This window comes from Treponema rectale, assembly GCF_014202035.1.
Lineage (GTDB): Bacteria > Spirochaetota > Spirochaetia > Treponematales > Treponemataceae > Treponema_D > Treponema_D rectale.
In genome coordinates this window covers 1-17,334 of sequence record NZ_JACHFR010000004.1, presented here as the reverse complement: position 1 = coordinate 17,334, position 17,334 = coordinate 1, and the positions used below count along the sequence as shown (strand labels likewise).

Here is a 17,334-nt window from a genome sequence, read left to right as displayed (position 1 = left end):
AAAGGTTATTTACGGTGATGAATAATCTTTAGTCTGAATTTAAACATTATAATAAGAAATTTACTCTTGATGGTAGACTTGTTGGAGATTTAGGGGAAATTGCCTGTGATTTTTGGTAAAATAGATATTTAATGTTGAGGACTATCTGAAAATGCATAAAATAAAAATTACCGCAATTCGTAAAGCAGATTACAAGGATTTGCAGCAAAAATACGAAAATCCTATTCAGCACGCCTGTGATATTCAGGAAGGACAGGTATTTATTGTAAACGGCTGGCAACGTCCCGAAGGTATGTGTGAATCAGCATGAGAAAGTATTTCTCCATTTGTAATGACATTGGCACACGGCGGTGAAAACATTTATGACGGATGGATGAAGAATCCAAAATCGGCAATGATAAGCTGCAATGATGGCTTCAGACCGGTAAGCTTTTTGATTGAAGTAATGGATGAATAAATAATTCCTATGCAAATAACCTACATCATCCAGAAATCCCGCCGTCGCTCAATTTCGGTCAGCATAGTGGCTGATAACAATGTTCTTGTTAAAGCTCCTTATGGAACAACCGAACGTACGGTTCAAGAGTTCCTGCCATCTGAAGTTCTGGACAGTGTAGTTGTGCATGAACTTTGTCATCGCCGTCACATGAACCACTCAAAAGAGTTTTATGCAGAGATTGATCAGGTTTTCCCTGAATATAAACGCTGGAACAAATGGCTTAAGGATAATGGGGGAGTGTATTTAAAACGATGCGGGAAAAAATAGAATTTGAAATTGAAGGCAAAAAAATATCCATTTTTGGCACTGAAAATGCTGATTTTCCACTTGTAATTCTTAACACATACGGAGATGAAGGTGAAGAAGTATGGAATGAATGTCATAAGTTGAAATGTCCGCCTTTTTCTCTTGCATCAATTAGTAATCTGGACTGGAATAAAGACCTTTCTCCATGGGAGAGTCCTGCATTATATAAGAAAGAAGAGGCTTTTTCTGGTGGGGCAGATGCATATCTTTTGCTTCTGACAGAAAAGATTATTCCTGCAATTTGTGATTCATTGGTTATAAAACCTTCATATGTGGCTCTTGCCGGATATTCCCTGGCAGGACTTTTTTCTATTTATTCAGCCTATAATGCGGAAGTTTTCGCAAGAATCGCCAGTGTGTCCGGTTCATTGTGGTTTCCAGATTTTGAAGATTATGTAAAATTCCATGAGTTCTTAAAAATGCCTGATTGCGTGTATTTATCCCTTGGAGATACAGAATTAAAAGCGAAAAATAAGGTATTGTCTACAGTACAGGATAAGACCGCAAGTCTTTTTGAACTGTATAAATCAAAGAACATTCCGGTAATCTTTGATTTGAATAAAGGAAATCATTTTACTGAACCTGCGCTGCGTACAGCTAAAGGAATTAAATGGATTTTGGAGCAATAAAATGAGCGAAGTGGACCACGAAAAGTACCCTTCAATATTTCAGAAATGGCGGTTTGAGCTTGTTGATGAGGGTGGAAAATTAGGGTATTCCAAAGTGCCTCAAATGACGGGAAATATATATTGGTAGACAGAATGCGGATTATACGTAGTTTCGGGCATTGCCGTGTTTCTTTTCTGCGTGTATACTTCCGGGTATGGAATTAATAAAGCTTATTCTTAAAGGTATTGTACTTGGTGTTGCAAATGTTATTCCCGGTGTATCAGGTGGAACCATGGCTGTAGTTTTCAATGTTTATGACCGCATTATCTCTCTTATTACACCTGATATAAAAAAGATATTCCGTGAATGGAAATTCTGGCTGCCTCTTGGATGCGGGATGGCGGCAGGTATTCTTGCATTCAGCAGAATCATTACATATCTTTTAGGACATTTTCCTGTTCCTACTACATGGTTCTTCATTGGACTGATTATTGGAAGCATTCCTTTGATTTTTTTACGTATCAGGGAAAACTCTGCAGATGCAGATGTACGTAAATATATATTACTTGCATTAAGTTTTATAATCGGTCTTGCAGCTGTTCTTTCCATGTTTTTATTTGACGGAACAGAAAATAGTGCTGAATCTGTCGTTAACATTCACATGAATTTTAAATATGGTGTACTTCTGTTTGTTTCAGGAGCTCTTGCTGCAGTTGCAATGATAATTCCCGGAATATCAGGTTCTCTTCTTCTGCTTGCCCTGGGAATGTATGGAATTGTCATGAATGCGGTTGCAGACCTTAACATAATACTTCTGTTACCTTTCGGCAGCGGAGTTCTGTTTGGTCTTATAGCAGGAGCATTTCTTGTGCGCTTTATGATGAAACATATTCCTGCCTGTACTTATTCTGCAATCCTTGGTCTTGTAATAGGTTCCATTTTCCTTATTTTCCCTGGAATCGGAAGCGGAGTTGTCACAGTCTTAGTTTCTTTATGTACTGCAGCAGCAGGAATTGCTCTTGTAATTCTATTAAAGTAATTCTTTCTTAATATGTCTACAAAAGGATACGGTTTAGGGTATAAACCTGCCCTTTCTTCTGTATCCTTTTTTTTATTCGTACCTGGCTCTTTCTCCACCGATAAGTTTTGGCCTGCAGTATGCTGCTGTTACGTATGCTTTTCCAATAAATTTCTGCTTCGGATGAACCGGAACTGCCACATCTTTTAAATGCATTCCTATCAGCGTACTGCCGATGTCAATTCCAGCCGCAGCCTTTACATGTTCAACTGCAACCGGAGCATCCAGTCCGTGCCAGGCAGCAGTTGCCAGAGATCCGCCTCCGTGAACCCATGGAACGACGCAAACTGGTTCCAGACTGTACCTTAAAGCACATTCTTCTTCTATTATAAGGGCTCTGTTAAGATGTTCGCAGCACTGACAGGCAATAAAAAGTCCGTATTTATCAAGAACGGATTTTGCAGCTTCGAAAACAGCTCTTCCTGTTTCTTCACTGGAATTTTTACCAATTGTTCCTCCGCATATTTCGCTGGAAGAACAGCCTATAACAAAAATAGAACCTTCTTTTTGCGGATGAGCATCAAGAAGTTCATTTATAACAGATGTAACCTGGTTTTTAATTTCATCTAATTCCATAGTGTCGATTATAAAAATCTTCTTATATTGGTCAAGGTAAAACTTTACCAGGGTGACAGATCTGCTAAAGAACAGGAAGAATTTTATTTACTTTACAACTTAATGGCATCATATTATTCTATTTTTATGAGTGAATATGTAGATAAAATCCGAAGTGAATGGGGACAGAACGACGCCCGCCGGGATGCTTCATTTAAAACACCGGAAGATATAGTTCGGTTTGACAATATTCAGTATGCAGAAGACAAAGTTTTTAACCTTCTTGACGTTTACCGCCCTAAATCTGCCGGAAAAAGCGCTAAGCTTCCTGTAATTCTTAATGTTCATGGCGGAGCCTGGGTTTACGGTACAAAAGATACATATCAGTTTTACGGAATGGAACTTGCCCGAAAAGGTTTTGCCGTAGTAAATTTTTCCTACAGACTTGCACCGGAAGCAAAGTTTCCTGCCTGTCTGGAAGATGCAGATAAAGTTGTAAAATGGATTTTTGCAAATAAAGATGAATATGGCTTAGACACCGGTAATTTTTTTGCAACCGGAGATTCTGCCGGAGCTCATATACTATCTCTTTATACGGCTGCCCTTTCCGACAGAGAATTTGCAGTAACCTTCCCTTTTGACGTTATAAAGGATTTTAATTTTAAGGCAATTGTTTTAAATTGCGGAAAATATTCCTTTAAGGAAGAAGTTTATTCTGACCAGGACTTGCTTAAAGAAATTCTTACAGATTATAACAACAAAAAGCTTCATGATCAGATAGAAACTGTGGAGCACATTACCCCTTCTTACCCGCCGGTTTACATCATGACCTGTACCGGAGACTTCTTAAAGGAACAGTCTGTACTCCTTGCTGCTGCCCTTACAAGAGAAACTGTACCCTTTGAATATCATTACATAAAAGATCCTTCTATAAATTTGTGGCACTGCTATCAGAACAATATTGATCTTGATTCAGCAAAAAAATGCCATGAAGAGGAATGTAATTATTTTAAAAGAATCATGGGAGAGAAAAAATGACAAGAGTAGAAAGTTATGCACAGGAGTATTCAAAAATCAACAAGGCTTACAATGCAATGTTTGATTCTCTTCAGGTACTGATAGAAGCTGAAGACAGTGATCCTGAAGTATGTAATGCAATTAATAATGCCCTGGTTTTTCTGGATCCGGTTCTTGACCAGATAAAGGCAGAACGTGATGCCGCTGCAAAGAATTCTAAAGGCGGAGACGGTCCTGCAAAAAGCGCATTTAAAGTGTTTTAATATATAATTACCGCAATCTGATAAAATTCAGTCTATCGTTTATTTTTCATATATAGTAGAATCTGATTTCCGGAGGATTACCAGTGAATTATAACGATAAACCGCTGAAGATTTTTTTTGCGTATTACAAACCGCATCTTCACATTTTTATAGCAGACATGGTTTGTGCGCTAATGATTGCCGTAATTGACGTAACTTTTCCAATAGTAACGCGATATCTGCTTAATACTTTTATTCCTCAGGGAAAAATGCAGCTGTTTTTTATAATTATTGCTGCCATTCTGGGAATCTACTGCATCCGCTGGGTATGTACCTGGTTTGTTAATTACTGGGGACATTATTTTGGCGTAAAAGTAGAAACAGATATGCGCCATGACGTATTTAAAAAGCTGGAAAGCCAGAGTTTTTCTTTTTTTGACACTCATTTAACCGGGCATCTCATGAGCCGTGTTACCAATGATCTCTTTGAAATTACCGAACTTGCCCATCACGGTCCTGAAGATGTAATGACTTCTGTCCTTACCCTTCTGGGAAGTTTTATTCTTTTATTGCGGATCAGATGGGAACTGGCTGTTATTGTTTTTGCATTTCTTCCTGTTATATTAGTAATAACCATTATAAGCCGCCGCCGGCTTTCGGAAACTTCCCGCCGGGTTAAAGAAAAAACGTCCATGATAAACGGAGTTCTTGAAAATTCCCTCACAGGAATCCGGGTTACCCAGGGCTTTACCAATGAAAAAATAGAACTGTCAAAATTCGATGACAATAATGAACTCTACAAAACCAGTAAAAAGACATTTTACCACACCATGTCAACCTTTTATGCCAACGTTGAGTTTTCCACTGCCCTTTTAACTCTTATGGTTTTTGCCTTTGGCGGATATTTCATAATGAAGGGTACAATGACGGTGTCAGATCTGGTTGCAGCAAACCTTTTTGTAGCAGTATTTACAGCTCCGGTTAGAAAACTCGTTTTTTTCGTAGAACAGTATTCCACAGGAATGGCAGGCTTTAAGAGATTCCTCGAAATTATGCGTACGGATACTTCCATAAAAGAAGCTCCTGATGCCGTTGAACTTTTAAGTGCCAGGGGAAACATCAGCTTTAAGGATGTCTGCTTTTCTTATAATGACAAGTCAACCGTACTCGAAAATGTTAATCTGGAAATAAAAGCCGGTCAGAAATTTGCATTTGTCGGGGCCAGTGGCGGCGGAAAGAGTACAATCTGTAACCTTATTCCCCGTTTTTATGAAATAACTTCCGGTTCGATTTATCTGGACGGAATTGACCTTAAAAAAATAAAGCTGGAAAACCTCAGAAAGCAGATAGGAACTGTACAGCAGGACGTATTTTTATTTGCAGGAACGATAAAAGAAAACATTGCTTATGGAAAACCTGGTGCCAGTGATGAAGAAATCATTCAGGCTGCAAAACGGGCAGAAATTCATGATGATATTATGAAGATGAGTGACGGCTATGATACGGTTGTAGGAGAAAGAGGCCTTAAACTTTCCGGCGGACAGAAACAGAGGGTTTCAATCGCAAGGTGCTTTCTTAAAAATCCTCCGATTCTCATACTGGATGAAGCAACCAGCGCCCTTGATACTGCTACGGAAGTAAAGATTCAGAATGCTTTTGATGCTCTGGCAAAAGGCCGTACTACCCTTGTAATTGCCCACAGGCTTTCTACAATAAAAAATGCTGATATGATTGCAGTTGTTGACGGAAAGAATATTGAAGAGTACGGAACCCATGAACAGCTTCTTGCCTTAAATGGAAAATATGCGCAGCTCTGGAATAATCAGGTAATGTAAATTCTTAAAATTGGATATATATAAAAAGTTGACATCATTTTCTGTAAATGATAGTTTCTTGCGGGAGTAAAATATTATGATGCTTTTTTTAAATGTTCTTCTCTTATTAGTTGGTTTTGTGGCTTTAATTAAAGGCGCTGATTTTTTTGTAGACGGCAGCTCATCCCTGGCAAAAATATTTAAAGTTCCGGGTGTAATCATCGGCCTTACGATTGTTGCCCTCGGCACTTCCCTTCCTGAACTTGCCGTAAGTACCTCAGCAGCTCTCAGGGGAGCAAATGAAATCGCAGTAAGTAATGTTACAGGCTCTAACCTTTTTAATATTCTTTGTGTACTTGGTTTCTGTTCTTTATTCCACAGAGTTCCGGTTAATTCGATTATCTTAAAAAGAGATTTTCCTGTTTCTATAGCTGTATCTCTGGTTGCTCTTTTTGCAAGCTGTTCCGGAGTTATTTTCAGCGGAAAGCTTTTCGGTCTTAAAATGGCTGATAATGCGGGACTTGTAAGCCGCTGGCTGGGAATCCTTCTTCTTGTACTTTTTGTGTCTTACATTTTCTGCCTTATCTATGATGCAAAGAAAAATCCTGTTTCTGAAGAAGAGACATCTAAAGTTTATTCCCTTCCAAAAAGCATTTTATTAATCATTATTGGCGTTGCAATGATTATTGCAGGCGGTCAGGCTGTAGTTAACAGTGCCCGCATTATTGCCCGCACTTTCGGAATGACGGAAACCTTAATCGGTCTTACTGTCGTTGCCATCGGTACTTCCCTTCCTGAACTGGTTACTTCCATCGTCGCTGCCCGTAAAGGAGAAGTAGATCTTGCCGTTGGAAATGTCGTAGGCTCAAACATCTTCAACCTGCTTTTTATTCTTGGCGTTTCTTCAACAATTCATCCTGTAAAGGTAAACGCTGCCAGTGTCTATGACTTCGGCATAATGATTATAATCAGTATTTTAGCCTGGGTTTTCAGCATTACAAATAAAAGCGTTCGCCGTGCAGAAGGTATATTTATGATACTGACCTACGCAGCGATTACTGTTTTTGCAATTTTACGCTAAACAGATTCCGGTTTATGAATACTTAATATTGCAGCATTCATAAACCGGTTTTTTTATATCAGTTTAAGCCAGGCACTGTTCCAGTCTGGAAAGTATTTTGCTTTTATCATAGTTTTTACCGATAAAGACAATCTGGTTTATTCTGTCTCCATATTCCTTGTCCCAGGAATTTCTGAGTTCTTCATCATCTTCAAGACATTCTTTCTGAGTAGCCTTATCCAGGGCTGCAACCCAGTAGGCAACTGCCATAACCGAAGAGTTTCTTCCTGCCTGTTCAAATAAAAGAACATCCTCCGGCCTGTCCTTAAACCAGATATATCCTTTTGCACGTATAAGCTCTTTTGGAAAATCTTCATTAATGAATTTCATGAATTTCTTCTGGTCAAAAGGTCTTTTATGCTCATAAGAGAAACTGGAAATTCCGTATTCATCCGTAAAGCCCCTGTTGGAATCTGTAAGCGAATTAATTGCCTTCTGAATTGCAGAGGAAGAATCTACCATTTCATAATTAAATTTCTGGTCAGAGGTTATGCGGTCAATCTCAACTTTTCCCTGAGTAGTTTTAATGATTTCTGCTTTCTGCTGGAAATTACGGATTATTTTAATAACTTCTTCAATCTGTTTTTCGTTAAGCAGGTCAGTTTTATTCAGGATGATTGTGTTGCAGAATTCTATCTGGTCTACAATAAGTGTCGTAATGTCATTGGAAGCAAGATTATTTTCATCTTTTTCTTCGTAGTTTCGTAAATCCGTCATGAATTCACGGTAAATTCTGTCTGCATCAACAACAGTTACAATATTTGAAAGATAAACATTTGTATCAGGCTGAGCGTCTTCATAGGCAAGGAAAGATGCTGCAATGGCACCCGGATCACTGATACCGGAAGCTTCTACAAATACTGATTCAATTTTATCGTTGTCAGAAATTTTTTCTACCTGCTTTAAGAACTCTTCCCTTAAAGTACAGCAGATGCAGCCGTTCTGCATTTCGTACATTTCGCTCTGGGCTACGGCAGAACCGTTCTTTTTGATAATAGCCGCATCAATGTTAATGCTTCCCATGTCATTTACGATAAGTGCTACCCTTCTTTTTTCCTGACGGAGAATTTCATTTAAGAGAGTTGTTTTTCCGGATCCTAAATATCCTGTAATGAGAGTAACTGGTTTTTTAGTCATATAGATTTCCTTAAGATTGAGATAGTTTTAGTTTGTTAAGCAAATAAAAAATTAAAAACTAATCATTAAGGCGTATCTTTTGAGAAATCAAAGTAAGCTTTTTTAAATAGTTTTTTTTGAAATAAAATATTGATTTAAAATAAAGGACCAGCGTAAAAACAGTTTTTACTGACAGCATAAAAAACAGCAGCAGCAGGTTTATATTCTGGCGGCTGATCTGCAGCGTTAAACAGATTTTACAGTCTTCTCCTGAACAGTCATGATGAAGTTCCGTACTTTCAAAAAAAACAGAGGAAATAATAGCTGTAAATAAAAGGAAGGCTAAAACAGTTCTGGCTTTTTTTATTCCTGATTCCTGCATTTTTTACAAAGTCCGTTTAGAGAAGAAAGTTTCAAGTCAATTTCTATGTTCAAATTTTTAGAAAGTTCATTTAAATAATCAGCCGTTTTTTTATCAGAAAGATGAACTATGGAGCCGCATTTACAGCATTGAAAATGCATATGCTCTTCACAGTGATTCTGGTCTTCCGTACTCTGGTATGTATAACCGTCTGCAACAGGTGATTTATGTCGGATAAGTTTTCCGGCAGCAGTCATTTTATCAAGATTACGGTATATAGTTGTTTTATTTACGTTGATTCCCTGCTCCCTTAAAAAAGCAGAAAGTTCTCCTGCAGTAAAACAGCAGTTATTTTTATTTTCTATGTAAGTAAGAATTAAATCAGATGCCTTTGTGTGATATGACTTTTGCAACATAGTTGCATTTTATAGAATTTTCCCTTATTTTTGTCAAGAATGTAAAATAAAAAAGAAATTACATTTTAAGCTTTTTTTTATGAAGTTTTGGGCTTATAATTTAGTCGTGTCCTTTATTTTAAAAAAGCGGATAAATCCTTATAAGATGAAGTTAATATCCACTATTTCGGTCAGTGGTTTATTAATGATTCTTGTATTTATTCTGACTAGCTTTACAATGAATAAGGCTTTATATTCCGCAGAAAAAAAGTATTTTGAATGCTGCTCAGAAACTGTGGAAGGTTATTCCGAAGCGCTCTATTTTTATCTTGAAAATTATCATACAGCATTAAAATCTATATATGACCCGCTTTTATTTTCTACAGGAGACACTGCCAGAATCCAGGACTGGCTTATCAAAAATAAACCCTACATGCCGGAAGATTTTGCAGCTTATTTTTATGTAGATGAGAAAAAAACAGGATATTTTTCTAACGGAAATATAGTAGGCCTTGAAGGCAGAAATTATGTTGATAAATCAAATTATATTGACAGTGATTTTTTTGTAAGCAATATAATGTATTCCAAGCTTTCTTCCTCTCCTGTTTTTGTCATAGGTATTCCCTATTTTGATGATAATCATTCTCTTAAAGGAATTTTATGTGCCGTCTTTAAGATTGAAGTTATGCAGAAAATTACTGACGCCATAACTTTAAGCGAAAAAAAATATGTTTACCTTCAGGACCGCACCGGAAGGTTCCTGGTTCACCCGGATAAATCTTATCTCGGAGAAGTTTTTATTCCTGATGATGAACATTACAAAGCCATAAGCAGTGAATTCATTTCATCTCAGATACAAGGCAAAATAGAAACTGTAAATGAAAACGACGAGGTTGTTAATCTTATATACAATAGAGTGAAACTTTGTGAATGGATTTTAGCCATTGCATTTCCTAAAGTTGAACTTGAACAGATATACCGTCAGCAGAATTCTACAAAAGTTACAATCATATTAATTTCGGTCCTGTCGCTGGGTATTTTTGTTTTCCTGGAAATGTCCCTTCTGAATTATTTTTATAAAAATCAGCTTGTAAATGCAGTTTATGATCCTCTTACAAACCTTTATTCCAGGCAGTTTTTTGAAAAAATTGCCGACAGGCATCTAAAAAAGAATCCCCGGGTAAAATTTATGCTGATAGAAGCTGATATAAGGGGATTTAAATTTATAAATCAAAATTACGGTGAAGAAAATGCTGATAAAATGATTTTTTATCTTTCTACACTTCTTAATAAAGCCGTACAGAGTTATAAAGGCCTTATCTGCCGCGGTTATGCAGATCATTTTTACATTATGCTGGAAGTTCATAATGTCTATAAGGCAATGTCCATGTTTAAGAAAAAGCTTGAACAGCTGAATGATCTTATAAAAGCATACGAAATTCCGTTTTTCCCTAAATTCGGTATAACTTTCTTCCGGCCGGAACAAAAAAGAAATGTTTCCGTAAAAGAACTTATCGGACAAGCGTCATTTGCAAAAAGTACGATAAAAGACAATATGATTCTTCCTTACGCAATTTACAATTCACGGCTGCTGGATAAGGTTAATGAAGAACATTACATTGAGGCAACCATGGAAAAAGCCCTCGAAAACGGGGAATTTTTTGTCATGTATCAGCCTAAAATCCTTCTTGCAGATGATAAAATTGTCGGAGGAGAAGCTCTTGTCCGCTGGAAAACCAATGATATAGGCCTCCTTACCCCGGATAAATTCATTCCGCTGTTCGAAAAAAACGGCTTTATTACCAAACTGGACTTTTACGTCTACGAACAGGTGTTTAAATTCATATCCCGCCAGCTGAAAGAAAACCAGCCTATTGTTCCGATTTCTGTAAATATGAGCCGCAATCATAACAAACCGGACAAATTCATGCATGACTTTATGGAACTTTTCAACAAATATAACATTCCGCCGGAATACATTCAGGTAGAAATAATTGAACGTTCCGTAATGGACTCAAAAACACTCTGCGAAATTACAGACCGCCTGCACGAAAAAGGTTTCAGTGTAGCAATGGATGATTTTGGAAGCGGAGAATCTTCCCTCAACATGCTTACAAAAGTTCCTGTTGACGTACTGAAATTTGACAGGTATTTCCTGCTTTCTACGATGAATGAAAAAGGAGCTGTTGACGAAAAATCTGCCCGTTTTATGAGCAGCCTTATTGAATTAAGCCGTAATCTTGAAAAACAGACCGTATTTGAAGGTGTAGAAACTGAAGAGCAGAGAGACTTCCTTAAAAAAATCCGCTGCGACCAGGTTCAGGGCTATTTCTATTCAAAACCCCTTCTTGAAAATGAATTCCTTGAATTCATAGAAAAACATAGTAATTAAACAAAAAAACACAGCATCCTGTATAAAATATTATACAATTTAAGAAAAATTTAGAAAAAACCGGAGATTTATACAAAATTTATGCCAAAAAGACGTTCCCAGCCGCCTGTGTAAAACTTTTTCAGCAGAATAATCCGCTTTATCGCAGATTTTTTGTCCATATCGTGGGCGGTAATTTCAAAAAAAGCCGATAAAAAACCGCTGGCAATCATATGAAACAGTTCCTTATCCATGCAGGAATCTTTCTGCCCTTTTATATTTTTAAGTGTTTTTGCAAAATCTTCCGTAGAATCTACTTCCTTTTTTATCATCTCATGAATGAAATTTTCATAAGAAGTTCCCTCTGAACAGCAGATCAGTATTTTAGAACATTCATAGTCGTCATAGATTATGTCCAGCATTTCCATCATGCAGTCATCCGTAAGCCGGTTCATTTCGCTGCATTTATCTTCATCAGAAAAATTATAATAAGTATCAATTCCCCGGTTGTACACAGAGAGTATTTTTTCCGCATGGGCGTGCACTACTTCATCAAAAAGAGCTTCCTTATCCTTAAAGCGTGAGTAGATGGTTCCGGTCGTAACACCGGCATTTTTTGATATAGTCCGTAAGCTTGCTTTTAAAAAACCTTTTTCAAGAAATTCCCTGCGGGAACATTCTATTATTTTTTCGTAGACACCTTCTCTCTGACTTGCCATATCCCCTATTATACAACAAAAGCCTGTGCTTTTTCTATAAATTCATTTCTTCTTCACTTTCTTTTGCGGCATATTCAAAATATCCCTTTAAGAAAGTAAAAAATGCCTCAGCCTTTGTATTGTCCGTCTTATTTTTCTTAAAAGTTATAAGTATGTCACGACTGCATTTCGGATCAGTAATGGGTAAAAGGAGCACGCGGTTTGTGTTGAGGCGCTCCCAGCTGAAGGCAGGCCAGAATCCTATTCCCATATTTGCAGAAATCATGTTCTTTACGGCAGCCGGGCTGTCACTTTCAAAGATAATGTTGGGTTTTACGCCGGCATTACGGCAATACTTATCACAGATTGCACGCATCTGTTTTGCACCGGAAAGGGATATAAAATCCTCGTTTTTAACATCTTCAAGCCTTACGCTTTTTAAATTCTGAAAACGACTGATGTTGGGAACAGCCAGATAAATATTTTCCGTACAGACAAAAACAGAATCTTTTTCTTCAACGGAATGCTGATAAAACAATTTTGTAGTTACGCAGATATCATTAAGGTCATTTTCTTCATTCTGGGTAAGCTGAATATGCAGGGAATCATCGATTTTCTGATATTCAATTATGGCATCCGTTACAAGATTTGAGGCAGCCAGAACGTTCAGGTGAATCGTATTGTTTTCTATGTGACTTAAAGCATGGAGCTGTTCCGGAAGATCATAAATATCAGTTAAAAGGGGTTCAAGTTTCTCATAAAAGTAGCGGCCGTATTCCGTAAGCACGATATTGCGGCCTTTTGTAGCAAAAAGCGGAACTTCCAGTTCATTTTCCAGCCTGTGTATTGTCTGTGTAAGGGCCGGCTGTGCAATGTGCAGTTCTTCTGCGGCCCTGGTTATATGCTGAAGCTGTGCTACTTTAAGAAAATACCTTAACTGTGTTAATTCCATAACTTTAACCTTATGAATTGAATTTTAATCAATAAGTTTATCAATATTGTTTTGATATAAATAATATATTATACATTATTATTTTTGTACACTATATTACCTTACGAAAACTAAAAAGTTTCTTAAAGAGATGTTCGGAGGTATTATTAAAATGGCTGAATTACTTGAAGCCGGAATGCTTATCTGTTTTGGTCTTTCATGGCCTATGTCACTGGCAAAAAACATTAAGGCTCATTCTGCAAAGAATATGAGCTTCCGTTTTATCATGCTTATCATCCTGGGTTATGTAGCAGGAATCGGGGCAAAAATCATTAACGGTACTTACAACTACGTACTTGCAGTTTATTTCCTTAATCTTGTAATCGTAAGTGCAAATCTTGTTGTTTACTTCATCAATAAAAAGTACGACCGCAAGTATTCTGAACGTCTCAAGCTGACTCTTCAGGAAAATTATAAACAGGCTATATAAAAAAAGACATAAAAAAACAGGGGTATTTGTATGAAAAACTTCAGCGGAATGAACAAGTTGTGTAAGAAAGGACAGACGGTATTCTTTGGTTCTACAACCCTTTCACAGATGGATTTAGGCGACCTTATGGGAAACAGCACTAATTCCCATATCTACAACCGCAGCAAGGACGGGCTTACCATTGACCAGGCTCAGAAAATCATAGGTGAATGTGCCTGCGAACTTCAGCCTTCCCGCCTTTTGATTAATATCGGTGAAGAAGACATTGAATCTGCTGATTTTAAGGTTGATTCTTTTATTTCTAAATACGAATGGCTTTTATATCAGCTTCATACCCACTGTGAACTCTGCACCATGTATATCATCTCGGTAATGTCAGATAATCCTAAAGCTGTAAAACTTAACCGGGAACTTGCAAAACTTGCAAAAGATACAGGCTGCGTTTTCATTAATGTAGCCCACAATACACCATGGAGCTTTATTTCTTCGGTAAAACCTTACATCAGGTCTTTTCCGATTTCCTTTGCGGAAGCAATGCAGTATGCCGGCTGATCGCCCAATTTCCGGTATACTCGCTTCAATAATATAACCTTAGTTAGCCGGACTGTGATAAAGGCCTGACCAGCGTTTACCATAGTCCGGTTTTTTTATGTACTGCCTTTAACCTTCTATCTGAGCCTTGATGATTTCGTCAAGTTTTTCAGGTGTAAATGTCGGTGCATATCTTCCAACGACAGTACCATCCTTTCCGATAAGGAATTTTGTAAAATTCCACTTTATTTTTGACGTAAGAAAGCCCTTTTTCTGAGATTTAAGAAAAGTATAAAGCGGAGATTCATTTTTTCCATTTACTTCAATTTTAGAAAACTGCGGAAAGGTAATGCCGAATCTTCCTGTACAGTATGTATGGATATCACTGTCTGAACCTGGAGCCTGATTTAAAAACTGATTGCATGGAAAGTCAAGAATTTCAAACCCCTTATCCTTATATCTGGTATAAAGATTCTGAAGTCCTTCATACTGTGGTGTAAATCCGCAGCCTGTCGCAGTATTTACTACCAGAACAACTTTTCCCCTGTACTGTTCCAGAGAAACATCTTCACCGTCCCTTGATTTAACTGAGAAATCATAAAATGACATATTCTGCCTCCGAATAAAAATAAACAGGACTACCCTGCTGACAATATAAGTTATACTGCAGAATTACATTTATGTCAATTAAATTGTATACAATATTTAATATTCAGGATACTTTTATTTACTAATAAAAGCTGTCTTTTTACAGACAGCCTTTTCTTTATTTTTTTAGTATTACAAAACTGTATCCGGAAAGCATCTTCAGGTACTGAACGAGCCGGGGATATAAAGGTTCTGCTTTATCACCAAAGTGTTCCTTTACCTTGATTCCTATCTGCTGAACATTACGCTCCCCGTCTATAAGCGGCCATATAAAGCTGCCGAATTCTTCAAGATGAACCTGAGAAAACCGGGGTTTCTTAAAGAATTTCTGCATGATGGTGTTAAAAAAGCCTTTATTTTCAACAAAAATCGTTACACCACCCTGAGAATCAGTCTCAGAGCGGTATTTTTCATTTTTATCAAAAACCAGATCCAGAAAATTACTCTGCTTTTTCATTCTTTTTCTTCGGATTAATTCCGTAAAGAAGGATGAATGTTACGATTGCAGCAAGAGCAATAATGCTTCCTGCAAGACCTGTATTGAATTTTGCACTTAAGTCAATCTTTTCTGCAACACGGATAACTGCAAATACGGCAAGAAGAACACCTACAAGTCCCTCACCTGCAATCATACCGGAACAGAAAAGAACTCCACCTGAACTCTCGCATGATTTTGCTGAATTGCGCCTGTCGATAAACCAGCGGAGAAGACCGCCGATCATAATTGCTGCAGTAAGTTCAAGAGGAAGATACATACCGATTGCTACAGGAAGAGCCGGTACTTTAAGGATTTCAAAAGAAACTGCACTGAATGCACCGATAAAGATTAATGCCCATGGAAGGTTTCCTGACATAACGCCTTCAGTTACAATCTTCATAAGGGTTGCCTGAGGAGCAGGAATTTCTGTAGAACCGAATCCCCATGCCTTGTTAAGGAGAATAAGGATGCCACCGATTGTAAGTGCTGAGAAAATAGCACCAAGGAATTCTCCAATCTGCTGTTTCTTAGGTGTAGCTCCAAGAAGGAATCCTGTCTTAAGGTCCTGGCTCATGTCGCCTGCAAGAGCTGATATAATGCAGATAACGGCACCAACAGTAATTGCACTGATCATTCCGTGAGAACCTGTATCACCGGAAATCTTAAGCAGGGTTGTTGCAATAAGAACAGTTGCAATCGTCATTCCTGATACAGGATTATTGCTTGAACCTACAAGTCCTACCATTCTTGAAGAAACTGTAGAGAAGAAGAATCCGAAAATTACGATGATAAGGGCGCTTACAATGCCAGCCTGGATTACAGGAAGAAGCCAGATTGCAAGAACAATGAGAAGGCTTCCGATAAGAACAACCTTTATGCTGATGTCCTGTTCCGTGCGCTTAGAAGAATCACCGCTGTTATTGCCAGCCAGTCCTTTTACGGCTCCGGCAAAAGTCTTTACGATAAGTGGAAGTGATTTTATAAGGCTGATAATACCTGCTGTAGCAAGAGCTCCTGCACCAATATATCTTACGTACTGAGACCAGATTGCTCCGGCTCCTGCACCTGTATAAAGATCTGTAATGGAAACGCTTGCAGGGAAAAGTACAGAACTTCCGCCAAAAGTTACGATTGCAGGAATAAGTACAAACCATGCAAGTACACCGCCGGCAAAAGTCAGGGCAGAAATGCGCGGACCGCAGATATAGCCTACTCCGATTACAGCCGGATAAATTTCAGTTGCAAAAAGAGTTTTGAATTTATTAAGAGGAACTTCAATTACCCCGGGAATAACCTTAAGTCCGTCAATGATGAACTTAAATGCAGCAGAAACTGCCATACCAAGGAAAATTATCTTTGATTTTGAGCTTCCTGACTGTTCTTCTCCAGCAAGAAGAACTTCGGCACAGGCCTGAGCCTCAGGATAAGGAAGTACACCATGTTCCTGTACGATAATTGAATTGCGGAGCGGAATCATGAAAAGTACGCCAAGAAGAGCACCGCAAAGGGTGATAAGGGTAATTGCAACGAGACTTGGTTCTCCTGTAACCCCTTCTTTTGCCCAGAGGAAGAAAGCCGGCATTGTAAAGATAGCTCCGGCAGCAACTGATTCACCGGCAGAACCGATTGTCTGAACCATATTACTTTCAAGGATAGAGTTTTTCTTGAGAATAATGCGTGTTATTCCCATTCCGATTACGGCCGCAGGAATAGAAGCAGAGATTGTCATACCAACGCGGAGACCGAGATAAGCGTTTGCTGCACCAAAGATAATGGCCAGCAGAATACCGGTAACTACAGAGGTCATTGTAAGTTCCGGAGTGACTTTTTCAGCCGGAATGTACGGCTTAAATTCGTTATTTTCCATAGTAACGCACATTATTACATAAAGAAACGGCTTTATGCAATGTTATTGCGTAATATTTCATAGATTATTGAATAAAATTCATCATAAACAGAAAAAAAAAGAACCCCTCCCGCTTGATATGTACCCATAATTCTGGACACATATTATGAACTAGGAAGAAGGAATGGATGCTTCCCTGAATTTTACAGGAGGCATCCATTTTGTTTTA

General features: G+C 38.0%; 18 protein-coding genes and 2 pseudogenes. 12 read left to right on the top strand and 8 right to left on the bottom strand.

The annotated features are described in order from the left end of the window. Positions 1-47 precede the first annotated feature (47 nt). The 5 genes and pseudogenes from HNP77_RS12535 to HNP77_RS10855 all read left to right on the top strand — a co-directional run. Positions 48-119, top strand: a pseudogene (locus tag HNP77_RS12535) (hypothetical protein); the annotation flags it as partial. 32 nt (positions 120-151) lie between these two features. Further along, a pseudogene (locus tag HNP77_RS12395) lies at positions 152-457 on the top strand (TIGR04076 family protein). Positions 458-466: 9 nt separating this feature from the next. Next, a complete protein-coding gene (locus HNP77_RS10865; RefSeq protein WP_184653279.1) occupies positions 467-766 on the top strand; it encodes a M48 metallopeptidase family protein in 300 nt (99 codons plus the stop codon). Next, positions 751-1,434, top strand: coding sequence for an alpha/beta hydrolase (locus HNP77_RS10860; protein WP_184653276.1), 684 nt, complete (start codon positions 751-753; stop codon positions 1,432-1,434). The genes HNP77_RS10865 and HNP77_RS10860 overlap by 16 nt, the downstream gene beginning before the upstream one ends. 194 nt (positions 1,435-1,628) lie before the next feature. Then, on the top strand, positions 1,629-2,453 hold the full coding sequence (locus tag HNP77_RS10855) for a DUF368 domain-containing protein (protein ID WP_184653274.1): 825 nt from the start codon (positions 1,629-1,631) through the stop codon (positions 2,451-2,453). 72 nt (positions 2,454-2,525) lie between these two features. Here the strand turns inward: HNP77_RS10855 and HNP77_RS10850 are convergent, their stop codons facing one another. Continuing rightward, positions 2,526-3,077 (bottom strand): TIGR01440 family protein, encoded by a 552-nt coding sequence (locus HNP77_RS10850; RefSeq protein WP_343042575.1) that lies wholly within the window; start codon positions 3,075-3,077, stop codon positions 2,526-2,528. Positions 3,078-3,194: 117 nt separating this feature from the next. Here HNP77_RS10850 and HNP77_RS10845 point away from each other — a divergent pair, with 117 nt between their 5' ends. The 4 genes from HNP77_RS10845 (at position 3,195) to HNP77_RS10830 (ending at position 7,201) form a co-directional block, all read left to right on the top strand. Then, entirely contained in the window at positions 3,195-4,085 is an 891-nt protein-coding gene (locus HNP77_RS10845; RefSeq protein ID WP_184653272.1) for an alpha/beta hydrolase, read from the top strand. Beyond that, on the top strand, positions 4,082-4,327 hold the full coding sequence (locus HNP77_RS10840) for a hypothetical protein (RefSeq protein ID WP_184653270.1): 246 nt from the start codon (positions 4,082-4,084) through the stop codon (positions 4,325-4,327). The genes HNP77_RS10845 and HNP77_RS10840 overlap by 4 nt, the downstream gene beginning before the upstream one ends. Before the next feature lie 83 nt (positions 4,328-4,410). Then, positions 4,411-6,141: an ABC transporter ATP-binding protein gene (locus HNP77_RS10835; RefSeq protein WP_343042565.1), complete on the top strand. Its 1,731-nt coding sequence runs from the start codon at positions 4,411-4,413 to the stop codon at positions 6,139-6,141. 76 nt (positions 6,142-6,217) lie between these two features. Beyond that, positions 6,218-7,201, top strand: a complete 984-nt coding sequence (locus HNP77_RS10830) for a calcium/sodium antiporter (protein ID WP_246428929.1) — start codon at positions 6,218-6,220, stop codon at positions 7,199-7,201. 63 nt (positions 7,202-7,264) lie between these two features. Here the strand turns inward: HNP77_RS10830 and HNP77_RS10825 are convergent, their stop codons facing one another. Further along, positions 7,265-8,377, bottom strand: coding sequence for a CobW family GTP-binding protein (locus HNP77_RS10825; protein WP_184653269.1), 1,113 nt, complete (start codon positions 8,375-8,377; stop codon positions 7,265-7,267). Positions 8,378-8,719: 342 nt separating this feature from the next. Continuing rightward, complete coding sequence (locus HNP77_RS10820; protein WP_184653267.1) at positions 8,720-9,133, bottom strand: Fur family transcriptional regulator; 414 nt, start codon at positions 9,131-9,133, stop codon at positions 8,720-8,722. A 217-nt stretch (positions 9,134-9,350) separates the two neighbouring features. Here HNP77_RS10820 and HNP77_RS10815 point away from each other — a divergent pair, with 217 nt between their 5' ends. Next, entirely contained in the window at positions 9,351-11,504 is a 2,154-nt protein-coding gene (locus HNP77_RS10815; RefSeq protein WP_184653264.1) for a GGDEF domain-containing protein, read from the top strand. Between the two features lie 68 nt (positions 11,505-11,572). On the opposite strand, the gene HNP77_RS10810 is transcribed toward HNP77_RS10815, so the two are convergent. Together HNP77_RS10810 and HNP77_RS10805 are read right to left on the bottom strand one after the other, a co-directional pair. Beyond that, positions 11,573-12,202, bottom strand: coding sequence for a TetR/AcrR family transcriptional regulator (locus HNP77_RS10810; protein WP_184653262.1), 630 nt, complete (start codon positions 12,200-12,202; stop codon positions 11,573-11,575). A gap of 34 nt (positions 12,203-12,236) precedes the next feature. After that, positions 12,237-13,133 (bottom strand): LysR family transcriptional regulator, encoded by an 897-nt coding sequence (locus HNP77_RS10805; protein WP_184653260.1) that lies wholly within the window; start codon positions 13,131-13,133, stop codon positions 12,237-12,239. A gap of 151 nt (positions 13,134-13,284) precedes the next feature. Here HNP77_RS10805 and HNP77_RS10800 point away from each other — a divergent pair, with 151 nt between their 5' ends. Both HNP77_RS10800 and HNP77_RS10795 read left to right on the top strand, forming a co-directional pair. Next, positions 13,285-13,602, top strand: coding sequence for a hypothetical protein (locus HNP77_RS10800; protein ID WP_184653258.1), 318 nt, complete (start codon positions 13,285-13,287; stop codon positions 13,600-13,602). A 30-nt stretch (positions 13,603-13,632) separates the two neighbouring features. Further along, positions 13,633-14,154 (top strand): SGNH/GDSL hydrolase family protein, encoded by a 522-nt coding sequence (locus HNP77_RS10795; protein WP_184653256.1) that lies wholly within the window; start codon positions 13,633-13,635, stop codon positions 14,152-14,154. Between the two features lie 108 nt (positions 14,155-14,262). On the opposite strand, the gene HNP77_RS10790 is transcribed toward HNP77_RS10795, so the two are convergent. The 3 genes from HNP77_RS10790 to HNP77_RS10780 form a co-directional block, all read right to left on the bottom strand. After that, complete coding sequence (locus tag HNP77_RS10790; RefSeq protein WP_184653254.1) at positions 14,263-14,742, bottom strand: glutathione peroxidase; 480 nt, start codon at positions 14,740-14,742, stop codon at positions 14,263-14,265. A 157-nt stretch (positions 14,743-14,899) separates the two neighbouring features. After that, the gene (locus tag HNP77_RS10785) at positions 14,900-15,238 is read right to left on the bottom strand and encodes a PqqD family protein (protein ID WP_184653252.1); all 339 of its coding nucleotides are present in this window, start codon (positions 15,236-15,238) and stop codon (positions 14,900-14,902) included. After that, positions 15,222-17,126, bottom strand: a complete 1,905-nt coding sequence (locus HNP77_RS10780; protein WP_184653250.1) for an OPT family oligopeptide transporter — start codon at positions 17,124-17,126, stop codon at positions 15,222-15,224. Before HNP77_RS10780 ends, HNP77_RS10785 begins: the two co-directional genes overlap by 17 nt. Positions 17,127-17,334 lie beyond the last annotated feature (208 nt).

Excerpts from the sequence above, each read along its gene's own strand:
- HNP77_RS10790 (WP_184653254.1), bottom strand. The coding sequence starts at position 14,742 with ATGTCATTTTATGATTTCTCAGTTAAATCAAGGGACGGTGAAGATGTT.
- HNP77_RS10805 (WP_184653260.1), bottom strand. The coding sequence starts at position 13,133 with ATGGAATTAACACAGTTAAGGTATTTTCTTAAAGTAGCACAGCTTCAG.
- HNP77_RS10815 (WP_184653264.1), top strand. The coding sequence starts at position 9,351 with ATGAATAAGGCTTTATATTCCGCAGAAAAAAAGTATTTTGAATGCTGC.
- HNP77_RS10820 (WP_184653267.1), bottom strand. The coding sequence starts at position 9,133 with ATGTTGCAAAAGTCATATCACACAAAGGCATCTGATTTAATTCTTACT.
- HNP77_RS10840 (WP_184653270.1), top strand. The coding sequence starts at position 4,082 with ATGACAAGAGTAGAAAGTTATGCACAGGAGTATTCAAAAATCAACAAG.
- HNP77_RS10785 (WP_184653252.1), bottom strand. The coding sequence starts at position 15,238 with ATGAAAAAGCAGAGTAATTTTCTGGATCTGGTTTTTGATAAAAATGAA.
- HNP77_RS10865 (WP_184653279.1), top strand. The coding sequence starts at position 467 with ATGCAAATAACCTACATCATCCAGAAATCCCGCCGTCGCTCAATTTCG.
- HNP77_RS10795 (WP_184653256.1), top strand. The coding sequence starts at position 13,633 with ATGAAAAACTTCAGCGGAATGAACAAGTTGTGTAAGAAAGGACAGACG.
- HNP77_RS10780 (WP_184653250.1), bottom strand. The coding sequence starts at position 17,126 with ATGGAAAATAACGAATTTAAGCCGTACATTCCGGCTGAAAAAGTCACT.
- HNP77_RS10860 (WP_184653276.1), top strand. The coding sequence starts at position 751 with ATGCGGGAAAAAATAGAATTTGAAATTGAAGGCAAAAAAATATCCATT.
- HNP77_RS10800 (WP_184653258.1), top strand. The coding sequence starts at position 13,285 with ATGGCTGAATTACTTGAAGCCGGAATGCTTATCTGTTTTGGTCTTTCA.
- HNP77_RS10845 (WP_184653272.1), top strand. The coding sequence starts at position 3,195 with ATGAGTGAATATGTAGATAAAATCCGAAGTGAATGGGGACAGAACGAC.
- HNP77_RS10830 (WP_246428929.1), top strand. The coding sequence starts at position 6,218 with ATGATGCTTTTTTTAAATGTTCTTCTCTTATTAGTTGGTTTTGTGGCT.
- HNP77_RS10855 (WP_184653274.1), top strand. The coding sequence starts at position 1,629 with ATGGAATTAATAAAGCTTATTCTTAAAGGTATTGTACTTGGTGTTGCA.
- HNP77_RS10825 (WP_184653269.1), bottom strand. The coding sequence starts at position 8,377 with ATGACTAAAAAACCAGTTACTCTCATTACAGGATATTTAGGATCCGGA.
- HNP77_RS10810 (WP_184653262.1), bottom strand. The coding sequence starts at position 12,202 with ATGGCAAGTCAGAGAGAAGGTGTCTACGAAAAAATAATAGAATGTTCC.